Origin of the sequence: Niveispirillum sp., from assembly GCF_017996735.1 — a bacterium.
Classification (GTDB): domain Bacteria; phylum Pseudomonadota; class Alphaproteobacteria; order Azospirillales; family Azospirillaceae; genus Niveispirillum.
The window spans coordinates 55582-77239 of the sequence record NZ_JAGOGJ010000003.1 but is presented as its reverse complement, the minus strand read 5'-3'; the positions used below and the strand labels follow the sequence as shown (position 1 = coordinate 77239).

Here is a 21658-nt window from a genome sequence, read left to right as displayed (position 1 = left end):
GCCTGATCGGGTCAGTTGGGCCGCCGCGCCAGTTGCGCCAGTTGGAAAAAGGCGCGCGAGCAGATGGTTTCATCCGGCATATGGGTGCGTTTGCACTCCGCCTCGGCCTCCTGCAGGCGGTCCAGGGCCTGGTGCAGCTTGGGCAGGGTCCAGTTGCGGATCTGGGCGGTCAGGATCGGTTCCAGCTTGAAAAAGACCGGCGGGCGCAAGGCCTTGACGGCGGCCTGCGGGCTCTGCCCCTTGGCGACATGCGCCACGGCCATGTGCAGGCGCTGGAAATAGCGCTGGGCCGCACGCAGGATGCCGACGGTCGCGGTGCCATCGGCATAGAGGCGGCGCAGGGACCGGTCGACCTCTGCCATGTCGCCGCTGGCGGCTGCCTGGGCGGGCTCGTCCATGTCCAGCGCGGCGCTGTCGCCGATGACCGCGCGGGCATCCTGCAGCGTCACCCGCTTTTCACCCAGCATGTAGAGCGCCAGCTTGTCAATTTCACCACGCGCCGTGGATCGGTCGCCAACCAGATTACCGGCCAGCCAGTCGCGGGCATCCGGATCGATCTGCAGCCCATGGTCGGCCATCATGCGGCCGATGGTGCCGGCCAGCTCCTCCTCCCCCTCCACATAGCAGGCGATGGCGCCGGCAATGTCTCCGGCATCCTCCACCGCCTTGCGCAGCTTCGACCTTGCATCCAGTTCCCCTGCCTCAATCACCAGCAGCGTGTCGCCGGCGGGAAAATCCTTCAGAAGATTGCTGATCACCAGGGCCAGCTTGTCGTCGCCATCACGCAGACGCACCACGCGGCGCCCACCGGTCAGGGCGATGGCCGACAATTCATCGCCCAGGCGTGCGGCGTCGCCGACCACTTGATCGGCCTTCATCTCCGTCACCCGGAACGGGTCGGACAGGTCGGGACAGGCGGATTGTGCGGCGGATTTTGCCCGTTCGCGGACCAGCCCGGCATCGGGACCATAGAGCAGGACCAGCCGGGTGGCGGGCGGCGGGCGCTTGGCGAAGGCGTCGGCGTTTTTCGGCTGAACCTTCAACGCTGGCCCCCCCTTACTGCGTGTCGCGCGCGAAATAGAGCGACAGGCGCGTGCGGATATCGTCGGCCAGTTCGGTCAACCCGCGATCATAGGCATCCTGACGCGTAGCCAGCACCGCGAACTGGCTGTCCAGCAGGTTGAAGCTGACGACGGAGCGGGAGAAGGTGCGGTAAACCACCTGCCCCGTGCTGATCTCGATCAACTCGTAACTGGCCTGCAGGCGCAGGCGCGCACGGGTGGCGGTCGCATCCTTCTGGATGCCCAGTTCCTCTTCCGTGCCGGCCAGGGCCACGGCCAGACGGTAACGGGGGCTGGCGGGGCGGCCATCGGTATAGAAACGGTCGATCAGGTTGTTGCGCAGGACCTGTCCGTTACGATCGACGATCGGATCGATCTGGACATTGGCCAGGGCGGCACCCACGGCGCTTTCATGCGCGGCGGTGCCATAGACCGGCTTGAATCCGCAGGCCCCCAGCACCGCCGGCATCAGGGCCAGCAGCAGGGCGGTGGCAAGACGGGGAAAATGCTGGGCCATGGCGCGCCTCGTTGAGGCTTGGTTCAATGAATTAAGGGGTCTTTACGCAAGACCCCGCTGAATAAGGGCCGAAAGGTTGAACCAAGCCTCAACCTTTCGGCCCCGACTACTCACACAACAATGTTCACGATGCGGTTCGGCACCACGATGATCTTGCGCGGCTCCTTGCCGTCCATGGCCCGCTGCACATTCACATCGGCCAGCGCCGCCTCCCGCGCTACCGCCTCGGCACAGTCGCGGGCCAGGGTCAGGGTGGCGCGCAGCTTGCCATTGACCTGCACGGCGACGGTGGCGCTGTCATCCACCAACAGGGCCGGGTCGGAGACAGGCCAGGTGCGGTCGACCAGCAGGTCGCCATGGCCCAGTTCTTCCCACATCTGCTGGGCCAGATGCGGCATCACGGGCTGAACGATCTGCGCCATATATTCCAGCGCTTCGCGCGCGGCCCAGGCTTCATCGGCCGGAACCTCACCCTTGGCGGCGATCTTCGACAGGGCGTCGCCAAGGGCGTTGGTGAAGGTGCGCAGCTTGGCCACGGAGCTGTTGAAACGGTAGCCCTCGATATCGTCACCCACGGCCGCCGCCGCCTTGTGCGCGGCGCGGCGCAGGGCGGTGGCATCGGCGCCGAAACTGCCCGGTGCCACGGTACCGGCGGCCGGCAGGGCAAAGCCCGGTTCGGTCACCAGACGCCACAGACGGTTGATATAGCGCCAGGCGCCATCGATGCCGGCCTCGGTCCATTCCAGATCGCGGTCGGGCGGGCTGTCCGACATCATGAACAGGCGGGCGGCATCGGCGCCATAGCTGCCGATGATGCCTTCCGGGTCCACGACATTCTTCTTGGACTTCGACATCTTGATGACGGGGCCGACTGTGACGGGCGAACCGTCGGCGATCCTGGTGGCCTTGCCACCCTGGATATCCACATCCACGGGGAAGACCCACTTGCCATCCGTATCCTGGAACGTCGCGTGCGTCACCATACCCTGGGTGAACAGGCCGCCGAACGGCTCCGGCAGATCCAGATAGCCGACATGGCTGAGCGCGCGGGTCCAGAAGCGGGAATAGAGCAGGTGCAGAACGGCATGCTCGATACCGCCGATATAATTGTCGACGGGCAGCCAGTAGTTCACCAGTTCCTTGTCGAAGGCCACCTGCTCGTTGCGCGGGTCGGCGAAGCGCAGGAAATACCAGCTCGACTCGATGAACGTGTCGAACGTGTCCGTCTCCCGCTCCGCGTCCTTGCCACAGCAGGGGCACTTCACATGCTTCCAGGTGGCGTGGCGGGCCAGCGGGTTGCCAGCGGCGTCGAAGGTGACGTCGGCCGGCAGGGTGACGGGAAGCTGGTCTTCCGGCACCGGCACCACGCCGCAATCCGGGCAATGGATGATAGGGATGGGGCAGCCCCAGTAGCGCTGACGGCTGACGCCCCAGTCGCGCAGGCGGAACATGGTTGTCCCCTGCCCGCGCTGCAGGCCCTCGATCTTTGCGACCGCCGCCTTCTTGCCCTCTTCCACGGACAGACCGTCCAGGAAGTCGGAATTGCGGAGGCTGCCGGGGCCGGTATAGGCCTCGGTCCCCACGGCGAAGCTGGCCGGGTCCTCCCCCTCGGGCACCACCACCGGCTTCACCGGCAGGTCATATTTGCGGGCGAAATCCAGGTCACGCTGGTCATGGGCGGGGCAGCCGAAGATGGCGCCGGTGCCATATTCCATCAGCACGAAATTGGCGACATAGACGGGCAGGTTCCAGCCCTTCACGAAGGGATGCTCCGCCGTCACCGGCGTGCGCCAGCCCTTCTTTTCCGCCTGTTCCAGCGTGGCTTCGCTGGTGCCCATGCGGTTGCATTCGGCGATGAACTCGGCCAGGCCCGCATCACTCTCGGCCAGCTTGCCGGCCAGCGGATGATTGGGGCTGATGGCCACGAAGCTGGCGCCGAACAGCGTGTCGGGCCGGGTGGTGAAGACCTCCAGATCCTCATGCCCGTCCGACATCTGGAAGAAGAAGCGGCAGCCCGTGGACTTGCCGATCCAGTTCTCCTGCATGATGCGGACTTTTTCGGGCCAGCGGTCCAGGGTGGTGATGGCCGATAAAAGCTCGTCCGCGAAATGCGTGATCTTCAGGAACCACTGGCTGAGCTTGCGCTTTTCCACCAGCGCGCCCGTGCGCCAGCCGCGCCCGTCGATCACCTGTTCATTGGCCAGAACGGTGTTGTCCACAGGGTCCCAGTTGACCCAGCTTTCCTTGCGATAGGCGAGGCCCGCCTTCAGGAAATCCAGGAACATCTTCTGCTCGAACCGGTAATATTCCGGCCGGCAGGTGGCAATCTCGCGTTCCCAGTCGATGGCCAGACCCATGGTCTTCAACTGGCCCCGCATGGCCTTGATGTTCTCATAGGTCCAGGTGCCGGGATGGGTATTGCGCTCCAGCGCCGCGTTTTCCGCCGGCAGGCCGAACGCGTCCCAGCCCATCGGGTGCAGGACGTTGAAGCCCTTGGACCGCTTGTAACGGGCGATCACGTCGCCGATCGTGTAATTGCGCACATGGCCCATATGGATGCGCCCCGACGGATAGGGGAACATCTCCAGCACATAGGTCTTGGGCTTGGACGTATCGGCGGTGACGGCGAAGCTGCGGCGTTCTTCCCAGACGGACTGCCACTTGGCTTCGGTTTCGCGAACATTATAGCGGGACATGGGGCGGGACCTGTCGAACGGGTGTCGCTTCGCCGGGCGTCACCCGTGACAGGGGCCGATGCCCGGCGGTTTGGAATATCGCTCAGCGATCAATATCATGAATGCTTAAGGCCGGCGAAGGCCGGCCTTGGCATGCCTGTGCCGCAAACCGGCGCCAGACGGGAGATCAGTTGGCCGGGGCCGCCGACTGCTGACGAAGCTGACGCGCGCGCGTCAGGATCGTGTCTTCCAGTTGTGTACCGGTCTCCGCCGTTACCGGCGCATCGATCCAGACACCATTCTTCAGTTCCTGGCGGAACACCGTGGCGCGCACGCCATCGGCGCGCAGGGCGGCGTCAAGGATGTAGAGGTTGACCTTGAACCGCTCGCTGGGCGTGGCCGGCGGGCTGTACCAGTCCGTCAGGATCACGCCGCCATAGGGGTCGGCCTGGACCAGCGGCATGAAGGTCACCGTATCCAGGGCGGCACGCCACAGGAAAGCGTTGACGGTCACGGTGCCGGCCGGCCGGGCTGCGGCATTCATGCCGGCCTGGCCGTCATTATTCTGGCGCAGGATCTGGGTATTCGGAGCCTCCGGCTCGGAGCCGAAGCCCAGCCAGGAGCAACCCCCAAGCCCGAGCACCAGGGTGCCCAACAGGGCGGAACGACCAATCACGGACAGGGCACGCAAGGACATGGGAATACCACCCGGATAACGCCAGCGGAGATATGGAGCCATCCTTAGAGCAAAAAAGCCGGCACTAGGCAAGGCCGGGCGGTTCGCTCCTTGGACAAGCTCGCTGCTTACACGGCAATCAAGGCGGGATTCTGGCGGGGAAAAAATGGTCCCGAGCAGGATTGTACCGTCAACCCGTCGCCAGCCCTTCAGGGGATGTGCCGACCAGAGGGAATTGTCACATCGCAGGTGATATGACATTGTGGGCGCATGAAGCTGGTTTTGGATACAGACGTCATTGTTGCAGCTTTGCGCAGCCCGACAGGAGCCTCCGCTGCTCTGCTGCTGGCGGCGGATGATAGGCTTGTGCAGCTATTGGCGACAGTGCCCTTATTTATCGAATATGAAGCTGTCACGCACCGGGTTGAACATATCCTGGCGGCCGGATTGACGTCCGCTGACGTTGACATGTTCCTGAACCATCTTGTCGAACTGGTACAGCCGGTGGAGCCTTGGTTCCTGTGGCGCCCGCAATTGCGGGACCCGGCGGATGAAATTGTGTTGGAGGCTGCGGTGAACGGGCGGGCGGATGCGCTCGTATCCTTCAATCACCGTCATTTTCTGCCCGCAGCCGGGCGTTTCGGTGTTCCGGTTCTGCGTCCGGGTGAAGCTCTGGAGAGGATGAGGTCATGAGCAGGATGTCCACATATCCATTGCGTCTGCCGGCGTCGGTAAAGGCGGAGGCCGAACGGGTGGCGGCCGAGGATGGAACAAGCCTGAATCAGTTTGTGGCCACCGCCGTGGCCGAGAAACTGGCGGTCATGCGCACGGCGACTTTCTTCACCGAACGGCGCGGCAAGGGTGACCGGGATGCCTTTCGCGCCCTGTTGACCCGCCGGGGCGGCCAACCGCCGCAGCCCGGCGACGAAGTGCCGGAAGGGTTGTAATCGGGTAACCCTACCCCAACAGCTCCGCATAAACCGCCAGCGTCGCCGCGCACATGCCGGCCTTGGTGAAGTTGGTGCGTACATGGCGCATGCCGTCCAGACCCACGGCCTGGCGCTGCAGCGGGTCCAGGTCCAGGGCGGCGCGGATGGCGCCGGCCAGCGCGTCGGGGTCGCCCGGTGGCACCACCAAGCCGGTTTCGCCGTTGATCACGGTTTCCTTCACGGCGCCCAGGTTGGACACGATCACCGGCCGGCCCATGGACTGGGCTTCGGCAATGACCCGACCGAACGCCTCCGGCTCGACCGACGCATTCACCACCACGTCGGACAGCATATAGGCCGCCGCCATGTCGTTGCAGTGGCCGGCGATGGTGACCTGTCCGCCCAGGTTCAGGCGGCGGATATGATCTTCCAGTTCCTGGCGGTAATGGTCGCGGCCCTGGTCGTCGCCCACCAGGACGGCGCGCACATCGCTGCGGCCCAGCTTCGCGATGGCATCGATCAGCACCCCCTGCCCCTTCCAGCGGGTCAGCCGGCCGGGCAGCAGCACGATGCGCTGATCCTCCGGCAGGCGCCATTGCTGGATAAGCTGGGCCATGCGGGCCTGGGTCACCTTGTCGGGCGACATGATATCGACATCGACACCGCGATGGATCAGGCGCAGGCGGTCGGCCCCCACCCCGTATTCGGTGGCCACATGGTCATAGACAAAGCCCGACACGGCGATGATGCGGTCGGCCTTGGCCATGACGCTGTTGTACCATTTCTTTACCCGGCCCTTGAAATTATAGGGCGCGTGGAAGGTGGTGACGAACGGGATGCCCGTCCGCTTCGATGCCCAATAGGCGCTCCAGGCCGGGGCGCGCGACCGTGCATGGATCAGGTCCACCCCGTGCTGCCGGATCAGATCCGCCAACCTGCCCGCGTTGCGGCGCATGGTCAGCGGGTTCTTGGACTGTACCGGCAACTGAATATGTTTGGCGCCATACCGGTCCAGCTCACGGGCCATGGGGCCGCCGGCCGACACGACGATGGCGGTACCACCGGCCCGCTGGATGGCGGCGGCCATGTCGATGCAGCCGCGTTCCGCCCCGCCTGTGACCAGGGTGGGGATCACCTGCAGGATGACGGGCTTGCCGCCGCCGAACAGGCTGGTGGCATCAAGGCCGGGATTGTCCGGCGGCACATCGCCGGCTAGGGTGCCGGCGTCATCTTGGGGCGGCATGGGCAGGAATTCGGGCAATGAACGGGAAAGCCATGGACGGCGAAGTGCCGATACATAGCCTGGATCGGGCCGGAACCGCCATAGCCTATCGCCGCAGCCCAGGTTTGGGGCCGGGGCTGGTCTTCCTGACAGGGTTCCGGTCGGACATGGGTGGCGGCAAGGCCGTGGCACTGGAACGCTGGGCACGCGAACGGGGCCGTTCCTTCGTACGCTTCGATTATCACGCCCATGGGGCCAGTGGCGGTAACTGGGTGGAGGGGTCGATCGGCCGCTGGCGCGACGATGCGCTGGCCGTGCTGGATCAGGTGACGCAGGGGCCGCAAATCCTGGTAGGGTCCTCCATGGGGGGCTGGATCGCGCTGCTGCTGGCGCTGGCCCGGCCGGACCGGGTGGCGGGGCTGTTCGGCATCGCCCCGGCCCCGGACTTCACCGAACGTATGATCCGGCCAAGGCTGGGGCTGGCGGAATGGCGGGCGCTGGAAAGCGACGGGCAGTTCATCGCGCCGTCGGCCTATGATCCTGCCGGCTATCCCATCACCCGCCACCTGCTGGAGGAGGCGCGGGACCATCTGTTGCTGACCACGGGCGGGCCGATCCCCATATCCTGCCCGGTCCGTCTGCTGCATGGACAGCGCGATCCGGACATCCCCTGGCAGACCAGCCTGGATCTGGCCGCCGCATTGGAAAGCGACGATGTGCGCGTGACCCTGGTCAAGGATGGGGACCACCGCCTGTCGCGGGATGCCGATCTGGCGCTGATGCTGCGTCTGGTGGGTGAACTGGCGGTGGCGTGACGCCGCCCCATGCGTGTGTTATAGAAGCCGTCGATGGGACAGAAGACCCGAGACAAGGGCGATCGCTCCGGCCGGTCGCCCACGCTGCTGGGCCGCACCGGCATCAACCTGCTGTCGGCCATGGTGCTGGGCGGGTTGTGGCTGCTTGTCGGCTGGCAGATCCATACGTCCTATATCGACGCCCTGGCCGACGCCGAACGCGACACGGCCAACCTGACCCGTGCCTTCGGCCAGCATGTCAGCCGTACCGTCAGCCAGGTGCAGCAGCTTCTTCAGGAAGTGTCCGACCGGGTGGAGGCGGGATATCCCGCCGATCTGGAGGTGATGCGCCGGCGCGTCGCGGGCCTGGACCGCGTGTCGAAATTCCTGGGCATCATGGATGCGCATGGCACCGTTGTCGATGCGACCCGGCCCGGGGCCGTGGGCCTGGACATGTCCGACAGCGACTATTTCCGTCAGGCGACGGAGCCGGGATCACCCCGCCTGGGTTTCGGCAAGCCCATCATCGGCCGCACACCGCTGATGTCCTCCATCCCCTTCTGGGTGCGGGTGGAGGCACCCGACGGCAGCCTGATCGCGGTGGTCGTGGGTGACGTGCTGTCGGAATATTTCGCGGGCTTCTTCAGCGCGGTCGATCTTGACCTGGGCGCCATCGCCACCCTGATGGACCTGGACGGCACCGTCTATGCCCGCGGTGCGTCCGCGCCCGGCATTGTCGGCCAGTCCTATCCCGATCTGCCCGATATCGGGGCGGCGCGTGAAGGGGATGGCCACGGCATCATCCGCGCCGTCAGCCCCATCGACGGGGAAGACCGCATCGCCAGTTACGAATTGCTGCCCGGCACGCGGCTGCTGGTGTCGGTGGGTCAGGACATGGATCATGTGCTGCAGCCCTATCGCCAGTTCCGCAATCAGATGCTTTTGCAGGGCGTGTTCGGCACCCTGCTGGTGCTGGCCCTGGTCGTGCTGGTCCGCCGTTATGTCGCCAAGCTGGAAGCCAGCGAGACGGCGGCCCGGCTGGCCCGCGCCGAAGCCGAACAGGCCACCGCCGCCAAGTCGCAATTCCTGGCCGTGGCCAGCCATGAACTGCGCACGCCGCTGAACGCCATCATCGGCTTTGCCGAGGTGATGGTGCACCGTATCCACGGCGCCATGGGCAATCCCAAATATGTCGAATATGCCGAGGATATCCGCAATTCCGGCCTGCACCTGCTGGCGCTGATCAACGACATCCTGGACCTGTCGAAGATCGAAGCCGGCAAGATGGATCTGCGGCTGGAACCGGTGGACCTGCCGGCCCTGGCGGGCGAATGCGTGCGCCTGATGCGCGATCGGGTACAGGCGGCATCCGTCGACCTGCATGTGGCCCCGACGGGGGAAACGGCATCGCATCTGCGGGCCGATCCGATGAAGCTTCGTCAGGTGCTGTTGAACCTGATCAACAATGCCGTGAAATATACGCCGGCCGGCGGCTCCATCACGGTATCGGTGGAACGCGATCCCCTCTGGCCCGACGATTTCATGGTGCTGCGGGTGGCCGATACGGGCTGTGGCATGACCCGGACGGAGGTGGCCCTGGCCCTGGAACCGTTCCGGCAGGTGCATAGCCATCTGACCCGCACGGGTGAAGGGACCGGCCTGGGCCTGCCCGTGGCGAAGTCACTGGTGGAACTGCATGGCGGCTCGCTGTCCATCGACAGCGAGCCAGGCAAGGGTACCAGCATCAGCATAAGGTTGCCCACACGCCTGCATGTGTGAGCAGGGGCGGTCAGAGCGCCAGATCGACGATCACCGGCACATGGTCGCTGGGCTTGGGCTCCCATCCCCGCGCCTCGCGCAGGATGGTCTGGCCCTTCAGGCCGGCAGCCAGCGGCGGGGTGACCCAGATATGGTCCAGGCGGCGGCCCTTGTTCGACAGGTTCCAGTCGGCGGCGCGATAGGACCACCAGCTATAGAGCTTCTGGTCGGCCGGCACAAAATGGCGGACCGCATCGACCCAGTTCAGGCTGTTCTGCAGCGCCGTCAGCTTCTCCACCTCGATCGGCGTGTGGGAGACGACGTCCAGCAACTGTTTGTGCGACCAGACATCATGTTCCAGCGGCGCGATGTTCAGATCGCCCACCAGGATCATGGGCTGGCTGGCCGACCGCTTTTCCTGGAACCAGGCCTGCATCTCGTCCAGAAACTGAAGCTTGTGGGCGAATTTGTCGTTCAGCGTTGGGTCGGGGATGTCGCCGCCGGCGGGGATGTAGAGATTGTGGATTTCCACCCCGTTCTCCAGCGTGGCCAGAACGTGGCGGCAATCTTCCTTGCCGCAGGAATGGCGGATATCGCGGGAGGTGAAGGGGATGCGCGACAGGATGGCAACGCCGTTATAGCTCTTCATCCCGTGGATATGGATATGCTCATACCCGCGTGCCTTGAACTCTGCGCGCGGAAAGGCGTCGTCCACCACCTTGGTTTCCTGCAGGCACAGGATGTCGGGCTGCTGTTCATCCAGCAGCTTGCCCACGATATCGATGCGCAGGCGGACGGAGTTGATGTTCCAGGTGGCGATACGCACGGGAAGGGCCTCAGGCGCTGGTCTTGGGAAGCCGACAGGATTAGGCGGGAGGGGCGTTCCTGTCCAGGCTGGCGATGGGGTGGCGGGGTTCTGCCATTCCGGCACCCCCGCTTGTCGGGGGCTTTGCTGGCATGATATCGATTTCGCCACCGGCTTTCGGCCGGTTTCGGCCTGATAGAGCACATGGCCGGCATCGCCCCCTGCCCCGCGGATCATGACCTCTTCCCGCCCCCGTTCCAGTTTGCCGGCTGCCCTGATCGCCATGGCGTTCCTGGCCTTCATCAGCCTGGGCCTGCCCGACGGGTTGCCCGGCGTGACATGGCCTTTCATCCGGGAAACCTTTGATCGGCCGCTAGGCAATCTGGGTATCCTGCTGATCTGTGGCACGGGCGGTTACCTGTTCTCCGGTCTGGCGGGCGGCAGCATCGTGCGCCGCACCGGTCTGGGGCTGGTCCTGACGGTCAGCAGTGCGGCCATGGTTGTTGCCCTGCTGACCTATGCGCTGACCCCGTCCTTCTATCTGTTGATCCCCGCCGCCATCCTGGGCGGGCTGGCCAGCGGGGCCATCGATACGGGCATCAATCTTTATGGCGCCCGGCGCTTTTCCCCCCGCGTCATGAACTGGCTGCACGGGTCCTGGGGCCTGGGGGCCACCGCCGGGCCGCTTTTGATGACGGCCGCCATTACCACGGGTGCTGGCTGGCGCTGGGGTTATGCCCTGATCGCCCTGATCCTGGCGGGCATGGGGGTGATGTTCCTGATCACCATGCGCCGGTGGGAGGAAGCAAGGGAAAGCGGGGGCCAGGGCAGCGGTACGGCAACTGCCGTTGCCCCCGTCGCCCATGCCTTGCGCCACCCGGTGCTGTGGCTGAACGCTGGTCTGTTCATGGTCTATTGCGGGGTGGAGATGGCGGCGGGTCAGTGGCTGTTCACGCTGCTGACGCGAATGCACGGCATTGATGTCGGTACGGCCGGCACCGTCGCGGGCCTGTACTGGGGCGCGCTGACCTTCGGGCGGCTGGTCTTCGGGCAGGTCACGGCGCGGGTGCGGCCGCTGAACGCCCTGCGTGTCGGGCTGGCCATCGCGATGGTCTCTGCCCTGCTTTTCGCCTGGTTCCCCACGCCCGCCGTCGGCATGGCGGCCGCGCTGGGCCTGGGTTTCGGCCTTGCCCCCACCTTTCCCACCCTGGTCTCCCTGACGCCCCTGCGCGTGGGTGATGCCATCGCCCCGCATGCGGTGGGGTTCCAGATGACGGCGGCGGGCGCGGGTGCCACCATCGTGCCGGGGGCGCTGGGCTGGCTGGCACAGCATCTGGGACTGTCGGTTCTGCCCGTCTGGCTGGTGCTGGGCATGGTGCTGCTGATCGGCTTGTCGGAATTCACCGAACGGCTGGTGCGGCGCCGTGCGGCGGGCAGTCTGGCCGCCGTGATGGCTTGAACGGCTCCCCAACGGGGGCATATACGGGTTGCAGGAATGTTGGATGCGGTTTGGCGGCCGCATTCATATTATTCTGTCCATCAGCGATCATTTTTTGAAATCTTCGAACAAGCCTGAAGGAAGACCCAAGTGCCGCAGCTTCGTTCCCGCAAAAGCACCCATGGCCGCAACATGGCCGGCGCCCGTGGCCTGTGGCGTGCCACCGGCATGAAGGACGAGGATTTCGGCAAGCCCATCGTGGCCATCGCCAATTCCTTCACGCAGTTCGTGCCCGGCCATGTGCATCTGAAGGATCTGGGTCAGCTCGTCGCGCGCGAAGTGGAGTCGGCGGGTGGCGTTGCCAAGGAATTCAACACCATCGCGGTGGATGACGGCATCGCCATGGGCCATGACGGCATGCTCTATTCCCTGCCCTCGCGTGAGGTGATCGCCGACGCGGTGGAATATATGGTCAATGCCCATTGTGCCGACGCGCTGATCTGTATTTCCAATTGCGACAAGATCACGCCGGGCATGCTGATGGCGGCCCTGCGCCTGAACATCCCGACGATCTTTGTGTCCGGCGGCCCGATGGAGGCTGGCAAGGCGCAGGTGAAGGGCAAGGAGATTGCCATCGACTTGATCGATGCCATGGTCGCCGCCGCCGATGACAAGTATAGTGATGAAGAGGTGAAGGTCATTGAACGGTCGGCCTGCCCGACCTGCGGCTCCTGCTCCGGCATGTTCACGGCCAATTCCATGAACTGCCTGACGGAAGCGCTGGGTCTGGCGCTGCCCGGCAATGGCACGGTGCTGGCCACCCATGCCGACCGCCGCCGCCTGTTCGAGGAAGCCGGCCGCCGCATCGTCGGTCTGGCCAAGCGCTATTACGAACAGGATGATGACGGCGTGCTGCCGCGCTCCATCGCCACGTTCGAGGCGTTTGAAAATGCCATCGCGCTGGACATCGCCATGGGCGGGTCAACCAACACGGTCCTGCACCTGCTGGCCGCCGCGCATGAGGGTGAGGTGAATTTCACCATGGCGGATATCGACCGCCTGTCGCGCCGCGTGCCCAATATCTGCAAGGTGGCCCCCGCCGTGGCCGACGTGCATATCGAGGATGTGCACCGGGCCGGCGGCATCATGTCCATCCTGGGCGAACTGGCGCGCGGCGGCCTGCTGCATACCGATGTGAAGCGCATCGATGCCGACAGTCTGGCCGAAGCGCTGGCCCGTTGGGACGTGGCGCAGACCAACAATCCCGAGGTTGCGCATTTCTTCAAGGCGGCCCCCGGTGGCGTGCGCACCACGGTCGCCTTCAGTCAGGCCAGCCGGTACCAGGAACTGGACCTGGACCGCGCCAAGGGCGTGATCCGCTCCGTCGAGAACGCCTTCAGCAAGGATGGCGGTCTGGCCGTGCTGTTCGGCAATCTGGCGGAGGAAGGCTGCATCGTGAAGACGGCGGGCGTCGATGCCTCCGCCCTGGTCTTCGCCGGTCCCGCCCGCGTGTTCGAAAGCCAGGATGCCGCTGTTTCGGCCATCCTGGGCAACCGCATCCAGGCCGGCGACGTGGTCCTGATCCGTTATGAGGGGCCGAAGGGTGGGCCGGGCATGCAGGAAATGCTGTACCCGACCAGCTATCTGAAATCGAAGGGTCTGGGCAAGGTCTGCGCCCTGATCACCGATGGCCGCTTCTCCGGCGGCACGTCGGGCCTGTCCATCGGCCATGCCAGCCCGGAAGCCGCCGAGGGTGGCACCATCGGTCTGGTGGAGGAAGGCGACCGGATCGAGATCGACATCCCCAACCGCCGCATCCATCTGGCCGTGTCGGATGAGGAGCTGGCCCGTCGCCGCGCGGCGGAAGAAGCCAAGGGCGTGGCTGCCTGGCAGCCGTTGGCCCCGCGTGAACGTGTGGTGTCGCAGGCGCTGAAGGCCTATGCCGCGCTGACCACCTCGGCCGCCAAGGGGGCGGTGCGCGATGTGGGTCAGCTCACGCGGCGCCGGTAACTTGATGCCGGTCTGCCGAGGGTCCGACCCTCGGCAGACCGGTTGGCGCTGTTGATCAATACCCGGCCGCGTGGCCATCCACCCGCATCTCCGTGCCGGCGCGGTAGACGCCGTTGGGATGGTCGCGGACGATGGCTTCATAGCTGCCATAATGCAGGCCCGGCTTCACTTCCACCTTGTGGCCGCGCTTCTTCAACTCTTCGATGACGGCCGGGGACACGCCCTGTTCGACATAAACGATCCCGATACCTTCCCCGGCCTCGCCGGTGGGTTCGGGCGATCCTTCATGCTGCCAGCGGGCGGCGTCGCCCGCTTCCTGCACATTCATGCCGAAATCGATCATGTTGACCAGGACCTGGGTATGGCCTTGCGGCTGCATGCCCCCGCCCATCACGCCATAGGCGGCAAAGGGCTGGTTATCCTTGGTCACGAAACCGGGGATGATGGTGTGGAAGGGGCGCTTGCCGGGCGCATAGACATTGGGATGCGAAGGGTCCAGCGCGAATTGCTCGCCACGGTCCTGCAGCATGAAGCCCAGCCCGTCGGGCACCAGGCCTGACCCCATGCCGCGATAGTTGGACTGGATCAGCGCCACCATCAGACCATCCTTGTCGGCGGTGGACAGGAAGATCGTGTCATGGCTTTCCGGCATGATGCCGGTTTCCGGTGCCCCCGCCTTCTTCATGTCGATCTGGGCGCGGCGCTTGGCGGCGTATTCCTTGGAAATCAGGGTGCTGATGGGCAGTTTCACGAATTCGGGGTCGGCGTACCAGCGGGACCGGTCGGCAAAGGCCAGCTTCTTGGCCTCCACCGAGACATGGATGAAATCGGCGCTGTTATGGCCCATGGCCTTCAGGTCGTAACCTTCCAGGATGTTCAGCATCTGCAAGGTCGCCAGACCCTGGCCGTTGGGCGGGATCTGCCAGATGTCGTAGCCGCGATAATTGGTGGAGATGGGTTCCACCCACTGCGCCTTGAAATCCGCGAAATCCTCATACCGCAGCGGGCCGCCGATGCGCTTCATATAGGCATCGATGGTCTTGGCGATGGGCCCCTTGTAATAGGCGTCGTGCCCGCCCTTGGCGACGATGGCAAGCGACTTGGCCAGATCGGGATTACGGAATACCTGACCCGCGACGGGTGCCTTACCGTCGATCAGATAGGTCTTCCGGGCATTGTCCAATTCCTCGATGACCCCGCCCATCTGGTCGAAGCGGCGGAAATTGGCGGCCCAGCCTTTGGCGATAAAGGGCGACAGGGGGAAGCCGTCATTGGCATAGGCGATGGCCGGGGCCAGCACCTTCTCCATGGGCAGCTTGCCGTATTTCTTGTGCAGTTCGAACCAGCCGGCCACGGCGCCGGGAACGGTGACCGACAGGGACCCGTGTGACGGGATCATCTTGCCCGGTCCCAGACGCTTGACCAGATCGTCCAGCGTCTGGCCCTTCGGTGCGCGGCCAGAGGCGTTCAGGCCCACGACCTTGTTCTGCCTGGGATCCCAGATCAGGGCGAACAGGTCGCCGCCCATGCCGCTGCCCGTTGGTTCCACCAGGCCCAGGGTGGCATTGGCGGCAATGGCGGCGTCAACGGCGCTGCCGCCCTGCTGCAGGATCGAGAGAGCGACCTGGGTGGCCAGCGGCTGGCTGGTCGCGGCGGCGCCGTTCCTGGCGATGATCTCCGACCGGCCGGCAAAATTGGCGCCGACCAGACGGTCACCGCGCCCGGCCTGCGCACCGTCCACATAATCGGCGGCGACGGCGGTTTCCGTGATGATCGGCATGACGCTCAACGCCCCCAGCAGCAGCGCGGCCAGCCCGCGCCTGGTCTTCTGAACCATTGTCCGATTGCCTTCCTGTGCCTGGATTGCGGGCCTTCGCCCGGTCTGTTTGATTGAAGGTTTCCCAGCGCCTTTGCTTTTACGTCCGCCGCCTTCTGCCGGCAACCCTTGCAGCCGGCCTATACCCCGTGCCAGCTTGCGTGAAATCCTTGTCTCCGGGAGATGTGATCGTGCGGGTGATGGTCAATGGTGCGCCGCTCTATTTCGATGTCGAAGGGGCGGAGCTGGTGCCCGATGGCGGGTCCTTGCGAAAGAAGCCGACGCTGCTGCTGCTGCATGGCGGCCCAGGCTTCGATCATGCCAGTTTCAAGCCGACCTTCGGTGCGCTGGCCGACCACGCCCAGGTGATCTATCTGGACCATCGCGGCCAGGGGCGCAGCGGTGGCAGCGATCCCGCCACCTGGACGTTGGCGCAATGGGCCGATGATGTGAAGGGTTTCTGCGACGCGCTGGGCATCGAGAAGCCGTTCGTGCTGGGCAACAGCTTCGGCGGCTTTGTGGCCATGGAATATATGCGCCGCCATCCGGGCCATGCGGCGGGGGTTGTCCTGTCCTCCACGGCGGCGCGCATGCAACTGGACCTGATCGTGAAGGCCTTCGCCCGGCGTGGCGGGCCGGAGATCGGGCAGGCTGCCCAGGATTTCTGGTCCGACATCTCCGCTGACAAGGTCCTGCCCTATGCCGCGCAGGTGATGCCCTTCTACACCGTGAAGGCCCCGATGGACGGGCCGGGCCGGGCGCGGTCCATCATGCGGCCAGAGGTTCTGCAGCATTTCTCCGGTCGGGGCGGGGAAATGTGGGGCATGGATTTCCGCGACAGCCTGCCGCGAGCAGCCAGCCCCGTGCTGGTGCTCTGCGGGGATCAGGACCCGATCACCCCTTGGGAATGTTCGGAAGAAATCATCGCCCTGCTGCCCAAGGCCACCAGCCGCCTGCACCGGTTCCCGCATTGCGGGCACGGTACCTTCCGTGACGATCCCGACGCCACCTTTGCCCTGATCCGGCAGTTCATGGGGGTGGGAAGTGCGGCGGATGGTCTCGCTTTGTCGCCGGGCACGCCCATAAATGCACCGGTGTGAGGGGCGTCACTGCGGGACGGGTGCAGGTAGTCCATCCCCGTTAACCAGATTTGAACAATGCTCACCCCGACGATGCCCCGTCCCACCCGCCTTCTGTCCCTGTGCGTGCTGGCCGGCTTGGCCCTGACCGGGCCGGGTAGGGCAGAGATTAATGGGCCGACGGCGGGCGCACAGACCGGCACCCTGACCCTGATCCTGGAAAACGACCTGTTCTACAACCTGGATCGCCACTACACGAACGGGGTGCAGGCGGTGTGGACCACGGCGCGGGACGAGGTGCCGGACTGGACCCGCCGCTGGGCACGCTGGGTGCCCTTCTTCGCCCAGGATGGCCATGTGCGGGCCGTGTTCGCGCTGGGCCAGAACATGTACACGCCCAGCGATATCGAAACCCGCAACCCGCCCCTGACGGAACGGCCCTATGCCGGCTGGCTGCATGGGTCGGCCGGCCTGATCAACGAAACCAACCGGCGGATGGATCAGGTGCAATTGACGCTGGGCATGGTCGGCCCGGCGTCGCTGGCTGAACCGGCGCAGAAGTTCGTGCATCGCCTGACCGACGCGCCAAAGCCCATGGGCTGGGACACGCAACTGCATAACGAGCCGGGTCTGGTCATCACCTATCAACGCTCCTGGCGTTATGACCTGCTGGAAAGCACCGGCTTCGGCGTGGATATCATGCCGCATGTGGGGGGGGCCGTCGGCAATATCTCTACCTACGCCGATGCGGGCTTCATGCTGCGGGCGGGGTGGCAGTTGCCGGCCGATTTCGGGCCGGCCCGCATCCAGCCCAGCCTGCCGGGCAGCGGCTTCTTCGAACGCGACGCCCGCCATCCCGTCGGCTTCTATGGGTTCCTGGGCTTCTCCGGCCGGGCCGTGGCCCGCAACATCTTCCTGGATGGCAACAGCTTCCGCGACAGCCGGTCCGTGGACCGCAAGGTCTGGGTCGCGGATGTCCAGGCCGGTGTGGCGCTGAACATCTATGACGCCCGCATCACCTACACCCATGTCTTCCGGACCCGCGAGTTCAGCGGGCAGAAGGAAGGCGACGAATATGGCGCGGTGGCCGTGACCTGGCAGTTCTGATGCCGATCTCCCCGTTAAGGGGAAATCTCATATACTTGTAATCGTATTTACAGCGAATATGAAAACGGCGGACCGGAATTCCCCTGCCCGCCGTCTATAGAGGTACGACATGCATAAACTGTCGTGTCTCCTGGTGCTCCGTATCCCCATCTGGCGGCGGCGTGTCCTGCACGTCACCATCATGCTGGGGTAAGGGCCTAGGAGAGGGTGGGTCGGAGCAGCAACCTCCGTCCCACCTTCCTTCGCAATATAAGTAAAACCCGCACCCGAGTCCATCGACGCGAGAATTTTTGAAACGTCCCTGAAGCTCAAACACTGACATCCAGGCGATCACCGCGGCCGCGCGGCGGCGCGCGGTTGGTGCGCGCTTCCACGGCGGCGGCTTCGCTGTCATAGGCGCGGCCGACAAAGGCGCTGTCGGTGCCTTCGCGTGAAGCCTCTCCCTGGGCCACGGCCGACGGGGCGCGTTTGGTCTGGGTCTGGGTGGGGCGGGCGATTTTCTGTGCGGCAACGGCAGCCGTCGCCAGCGCCGCATTGTTCTGCGGCGTGGTCGAAGGCGGCTGCGCGGTGGGCAGCGGCGGCGGTTGCGACGGAATGATCATAGGATTATCTCGCCGCCGATCCGGCGCCTAAGTCAAGCGCCGATTCCCCTCAGCTTTCCTTCACGGCAACCATCAGCATCGTATCGATGGTGAAGCTGCCATCCGCCTCCACCGCGAAATGCTGCTTCACCTCCGCCGCCGCACCGGCCAGCAGGGACCGCAGGGCCGGGCGGTGGCTTTCGGGGCTGCCGATCCGGTCTACCCAGGGCTGGAACTCAAGGCGCAGGCGGTAGGTTTCCGCCGGCCCCTGCGGCGTCATACCCGCCGCCGACAGCATGTCCCGCCATTCCGACAGGGAATAGTCGCGGACATGGCTGGGGTCGCGCACCATCTCCACCGTTTGCAGGAAGCTGTCCAGCAGCGGGTCGGCCGGGGCCAAGACATCCATCATCACCAACCGCCCGCCCGGCCGCAGCACACGCGCCGCCTCCGCCAGGGCCACCGGCACCTGACGCCAGTGATGGGCGCTGTAGCGGCTGGCCACCATGTCGAAATGGTCATCGGTGAAGGGTACCTGCTCGGCCCTGCCCTGCTGTGTGCGGATATTGGTCAGGCCCCGCGCGGCGGCGCCCGTCGCCACAGTGCCCAGCATGTCGGCCGACAGATCATAGGCCACCACTTCCCCCGCATGGGGGGCGGCATGGAAGCTGGCATGCCCGCCGCCGCAGCCCAGGTCCAGCAGGGACCCCACGGGTGCCGCGCGCAATATCGCCTGGAACGCGGCCAGATCGGGGCCGGCCGCGTGGGTGGGGCTGCTGGCATAGGCGGCGGCGCGGGGGCCGAATTGCTGCACGACGAGGTCGTGCTGGCTGTCACGGGGCTGGGTCATGGTTTGGTCCGGGTCGGGGATGGGGGTGCATCCGGTTTATGCCTCTGTCCAAACGGGTACAAGATAAGCAATTATCCTGGTATGAACACCACCATGCCGCCCGCCGATACCGTGAATGACCAGCGTCGCCTGTTGGGCGCCTTCCTGCGCGACCGGCGCGGGCGGCTGGACCCGGCGGCGCTGGGCCTGTCGGTCACTGGCCGCCGCCGCACTGCCGGTTTGCGGCGGGAGGAGGTGGCGATGCTGGCGGGCATCAGCGCCACCTGGCTGACCTGGCTGGAACAGGGGCGCGATATCCAGGCCTCGCCCCAGGCGCTGGACCGGCTGGCCCGCACCCTGCGCCTGAATGCGGCCGAGCGATCCTATCTGTTCCAACTGTCGGGCCGCCGCGACCCGCGACAGCCCGATACGGCCGATGATCCCGCTGCCCAGCAGGGCCGGCTGCGGGCTGCCGTGGCCGCCCTGACGGTGCCGGCCTATGCGCTGGACCATCGTCAGGACCTGCTGGCCTGGAACGGGCCGGCGGAGGAACTTTTCGCCGGCTGGCTGGACCGGCCGGGCCCGCACAATCTGCTGCGCTACCTGTTCCTGGATGATGGGGCGCGCCGCCTGCTGGTGGACTGGCCGGCACGGGTGGCCAGGGTATTGGCCGAATTCCGTGCCGATCATGGCCGGCACCTGCAGGATCCTGGCCTTGCCGCCCTGATCGCTGATCTGCGCGCCGGCAGCCGCGATTTCGCCAGCCGCTGGGCCGGGGCCGACATCAGGGGCCGCGAAGGCGGCGAACGGCTGTTTCAGCATCCGGTGCGGGGCCTGCTGCGCTTTCGCCAGATGACCCTGTCGGTGGAAACCAGACCCGACCTGCGGCTGGTCATGCTGCTGCCCGAACCGGAGGCGTGAGGTAGACCACGTTGCGCGTAGCCAGGCCACGGATGGGGCCGCCGGTGATGGAGGCAAGGTGATCGGTTACGATCACCGGGACAGGGTATCACAATCCCGGCAGGGGCAGCTCCGTCGTCTCCTTGACCGTGGAAACGGCGATCATACTGTTGATTTCGCGCACGCCCGGCAGCTTCGACAGTTTTTCGAAAAACAGCGCCTCATAGGCCTCGATATCCTTGGTGACGATGCGCAGCATAAAATCCACCTGCCCCATCAGCACGAAACATTCCTGAACCTCCGCGATGCGGCGGATGGCCTCGCGGAAATCGGTCAGCAGGTCACCGCTATGCGCCTCCAGCTTCACATGGCTGAAGATCAGTACATTCAGCCCGACCGCCTTGCGGTCCAGCAGGGCCACGCGCCGCTTGATGATGCCATCCTCCTCCAGCCGCTGGATACGGCGCCAGCAGGGGCTCTGGCTCAACCCCACCTGCTCGGCCACTTCCGCCGCCGTCGCGGACCCGTCCTTCTGCAGGCAATCCAGGATGCGCCAATCCAACCCATCCAACGGCTTCTGCATAATTTATCCCCTTGTTTGACATTTTAAGCATTACATATGCGCAGATTATGTCAGGTGGACAAAACTTGCAAAGAAATGCCCCGGTGCTTGCCCTATGGTTATCGCACCGCACAAGCGGCAGACCCGAGATTTGGAGCCGGAGATGAGCACCCAGGAACACCCCGCCAGCCTGACCGTTTATCGCGACCACGCCACCGGCGCACAGATTGCGCTGGCCGTGCATCGTGCGGCGGGCGGTGTGATTACCCCGGTGCCCTGGCAGAGGCTACCCGGTGTGGGCCTGGATGAGGCGGTGGAAGCGGCGATGCGCGCCGCCCGTTCCACCCGCGCCTTCGCCATGCTGGTACCGGCCGAGCAGGATGGCAGCATGACCGACCCGGTGGGTGTGCTGTCCCGTTGTTTCCAGCGCGCCGATCTGGACCGGCTGTCGGTCGGGCCGGAAATGCGTGGCGCCAGCAAGCCGGCCCATCCGGCCGTCGCGGCGGAGTGACGATCATGAATGCAGCGACCGCCACCGTCATGCCCGTCCTGGCCCCGCCGCCGGCCGAGGCCCGCCCCACCGATCCCAACCGCACCGCCTGTTTCGCGGTCCTGGCCGACCCCGATCCCGGCAGCCTGCCGCGTGTGCTGGAATTCTTCGCCAAGCGCGGACTGGTCCCGGCCTCTGTCCAGGCCCGGCATTTCGAGGCGGAGGAATGCCTGCATGTGGATGTGCAGGTCCGTACCCTGACCCGCGATGAAAGCGACTATATCGCCCGTTGCCTGCGGGCCCAGCCGCTGGTGCGTCAGGTGCTGACGTCGGAACGCCACCGCGTCATGGAAGCGGACGCCCTGTCGGCCTGACCCGCCCCCGTCGCTCACGGTCAGGGGAGACGGGC

Annotated in this window: 21 protein-coding genes; 11 read left to right on the top strand and 10 right to left on the bottom strand. The window is 65.4% G+C overall.

Annotation, left to right across the window (positions count from 1 at the left end; translation table 11 throughout):
* Positions 1-11: 11 nt before the first annotated feature.
* The 4 genes from holA to KBA48_RS02055 all read right to left on the bottom strand — a co-directional run bounded on the left by holA (position 12) and on the right by KBA48_RS02055 (position 4950).
* Positions 12-1043 carry a DNA polymerase III subunit delta gene (gene holA, locus KBA48_RS02070; RefSeq protein ID WP_292903255.1) on the bottom strand — a complete coding sequence of 344 codons (1032 nt, stop codon included), beginning with the start codon at positions 1041-1043 and terminating at the stop codon, positions 12-14.
* A 13-nt stretch (positions 1044-1056) separates the two neighbouring features.
* Complete coding sequence (lptE, locus tag KBA48_RS02065) at positions 1057-1578, bottom strand: LPS assembly lipoprotein LptE (RefSeq protein WP_292903253.1); 522 nt, start codon at positions 1576-1578, stop codon at positions 1057-1059.
* A gap of 110 nt (positions 1579-1688) precedes the next feature.
* Positions 1689-4274 carry a leucine--tRNA ligase gene (gene leuS / locus KBA48_RS02060; RefSeq protein WP_292903251.1) on the bottom strand — a complete coding sequence of 862 codons (2586 nt, stop codon included), beginning with the start codon at positions 4272-4274 and terminating at the stop codon, positions 1689-1691.
* A 166-nt stretch (positions 4275-4440) separates the two neighbouring features.
* A complete protein-coding gene (locus KBA48_RS02055; protein ID WP_292903249.1) occupies positions 4441-4950 on the bottom strand; it encodes a DUF3576 domain-containing protein in 510 nt (169 codons plus the stop codon).
* Between the two features lie 249 nt (positions 4951-5199).
* On the opposite strand from KBA48_RS02055, the gene KBA48_RS02050 reads away from it, so the two are divergent.
* Both KBA48_RS02050 and KBA48_RS02045 read left to right on the top strand, forming a co-directional pair.
* Entirely contained in the window at positions 5200-5622 is a 423-nt protein-coding gene (locus KBA48_RS02050; protein ID WP_292903247.1) for a putative toxin-antitoxin system toxin component, PIN family, read from the top strand.
* A complete protein-coding gene (locus KBA48_RS02045; protein ID WP_292903245.1) occupies positions 5619-5876 on the top strand; it encodes a toxin-antitoxin system HicB family antitoxin in 258 nt (85 codons plus the stop codon). The genes KBA48_RS02050 and KBA48_RS02045 overlap by 4 nt, the downstream gene beginning before the upstream one ends.
* Before the next feature lie 10 nt (positions 5877-5886).
* Here the strand turns inward: KBA48_RS02045 and KBA48_RS02040 are convergent, their stop codons facing one another.
* Positions 5887-7101, bottom strand: a complete 1215-nt coding sequence (locus KBA48_RS02040) for a glycosyltransferase family 4 protein (protein ID WP_292903243.1) — start codon at positions 7099-7101, stop codon at positions 5887-5889.
* A gap of 17 nt (positions 7102-7118) precedes the next feature.
* Between KBA48_RS02040 and KBA48_RS02035 the strand changes: the two genes are divergently transcribed.
* On the top strand, positions 7119-7895 hold the full coding sequence (locus KBA48_RS02035; protein WP_292903241.1) for an alpha/beta hydrolase: 777 nt from the start codon (positions 7119-7121) through the stop codon (positions 7893-7895).
* 33 nt (positions 7896-7928) lie between these two features.
* Positions 7929-9653 (top strand): ATP-binding protein, encoded by a 1725-nt coding sequence (locus tag KBA48_RS02030; RefSeq protein WP_292903239.1) that lies wholly within the window; start codon positions 7929-7931, stop codon positions 9651-9653.
* A gap of 10 nt (positions 9654-9663) precedes the next feature.
* Here KBA48_RS02030 and xth read toward each other — a convergent pair whose 3' ends face one another.
* On the bottom strand, positions 9664-10458 hold the full coding sequence (gene xth, locus KBA48_RS02025) for an exodeoxyribonuclease III (protein WP_292903237.1): 795 nt from the start codon (positions 10456-10458) through the stop codon (positions 9664-9666).
* 214 nt (positions 10459-10672) lie between these two features.
* Here xth and KBA48_RS02020 point away from each other — a divergent pair, with 214 nt between their 5' ends.
* A complete protein-coding gene (locus KBA48_RS02020; protein ID WP_292903236.1) occupies positions 10673-11896 on the top strand; it encodes a sugar MFS transporter in 1224 nt (407 codons plus the stop codon).
* A 129-nt stretch (positions 11897-12025) separates the two neighbouring features.
* Complete coding sequence (gene ilvD / locus KBA48_RS02015; RefSeq protein ID WP_292903235.1) at positions 12026-13885, top strand: dihydroxy-acid dehydratase; 1860 nt, start codon at positions 12026-12028, stop codon at positions 13883-13885.
* 55 nt (positions 13886-13940) lie between these two features.
* Here the strand turns inward: ilvD and ggt are convergent, their stop codons facing one another.
* Positions 13941-15722, bottom strand: coding sequence for a gamma-glutamyltransferase (gene ggt, locus KBA48_RS02010; RefSeq protein WP_292903234.1), 1782 nt, complete (start codon positions 15720-15722; stop codon positions 13941-13943).
* A 179-nt stretch (positions 15723-15901) separates the two neighbouring features.
* Between ggt and KBA48_RS02005 the strand changes: the two genes are divergently transcribed.
* Both KBA48_RS02005 and KBA48_RS02000 read left to right on the top strand, forming a co-directional pair.
* Entirely contained in the window at positions 15902-16801 is a 900-nt protein-coding gene (locus KBA48_RS02005) for an alpha/beta fold hydrolase (RefSeq protein ID WP_292903432.1), read from the top strand.
* A 57-nt stretch (positions 16802-16858) separates the two neighbouring features.
* The gene (locus KBA48_RS02000; RefSeq protein WP_292903232.1) at positions 16859-17887 is read left to right on the top strand and encodes a lipid A deacylase LpxR family protein; all 1029 of its coding nucleotides are present in this window, start codon (positions 16859-16861) and stop codon (positions 17885-17887) included.
* A gap of 308 nt (positions 17888-18195) precedes the next feature.
* Here KBA48_RS02000 and KBA48_RS01995 read toward each other — a convergent pair whose 3' ends face one another.
* Both KBA48_RS01995 and KBA48_RS01990 read right to left on the bottom strand, forming a co-directional pair.
* A complete protein-coding gene (locus KBA48_RS01995; RefSeq protein ID WP_292903230.1) occupies positions 18196-18489 on the bottom strand; it encodes a hypothetical protein in 294 nt (97 codons plus the stop codon).
* 49 nt (positions 18490-18538) lie between these two features.
* Positions 18539-19318 (bottom strand): class I SAM-dependent methyltransferase, encoded by a 780-nt coding sequence (locus tag KBA48_RS01990; RefSeq protein ID WP_292903228.1) that lies wholly within the window; start codon positions 19316-19318, stop codon positions 18539-18541.
* Positions 19319-19399: 81 nt separating this feature from the next.
* Here KBA48_RS01990 and KBA48_RS01985 point away from each other — a divergent pair, with 81 nt between their 5' ends.
* Positions 19400-20218, top strand: a complete 819-nt coding sequence (locus KBA48_RS01985; protein ID WP_292903226.1) for a helix-turn-helix transcriptional regulator — start codon at positions 19400-19402, stop codon at positions 20216-20218.
* An 88-nt stretch (positions 20219-20306) separates the two neighbouring features.
* Here KBA48_RS01985 and KBA48_RS01980 read toward each other — a convergent pair whose 3' ends face one another.
* Positions 20307-20780 carry an Lrp/AsnC family transcriptional regulator gene (locus KBA48_RS01980; protein WP_292903224.1) on the bottom strand — a complete coding sequence of 158 codons (474 nt, stop codon included), beginning with the start codon at positions 20778-20780 and terminating at the stop codon, positions 20307-20309.
* Between the two features lie 142 nt (positions 20781-20922).
* Between KBA48_RS01980 and KBA48_RS01975 the strand changes: the two genes are divergently transcribed.
* Together KBA48_RS01975 and KBA48_RS01970 are read left to right on the top strand one after the other, a co-directional pair.
* Positions 20923-21270 (top strand): hypothetical protein, encoded by a 348-nt coding sequence (locus tag KBA48_RS01975; RefSeq protein ID WP_292903222.1) that lies wholly within the window; start codon positions 20923-20925, stop codon positions 21268-21270.
* 5 nt (positions 21271-21275) lie between these two features.
* Complete coding sequence (locus KBA48_RS01970; protein ID WP_292903221.1) at positions 21276-21623, top strand: hypothetical protein; 348 nt, start codon at positions 21276-21278, stop codon at positions 21621-21623.
* Positions 21624-21658: the final 35 nt, after the last annotated feature.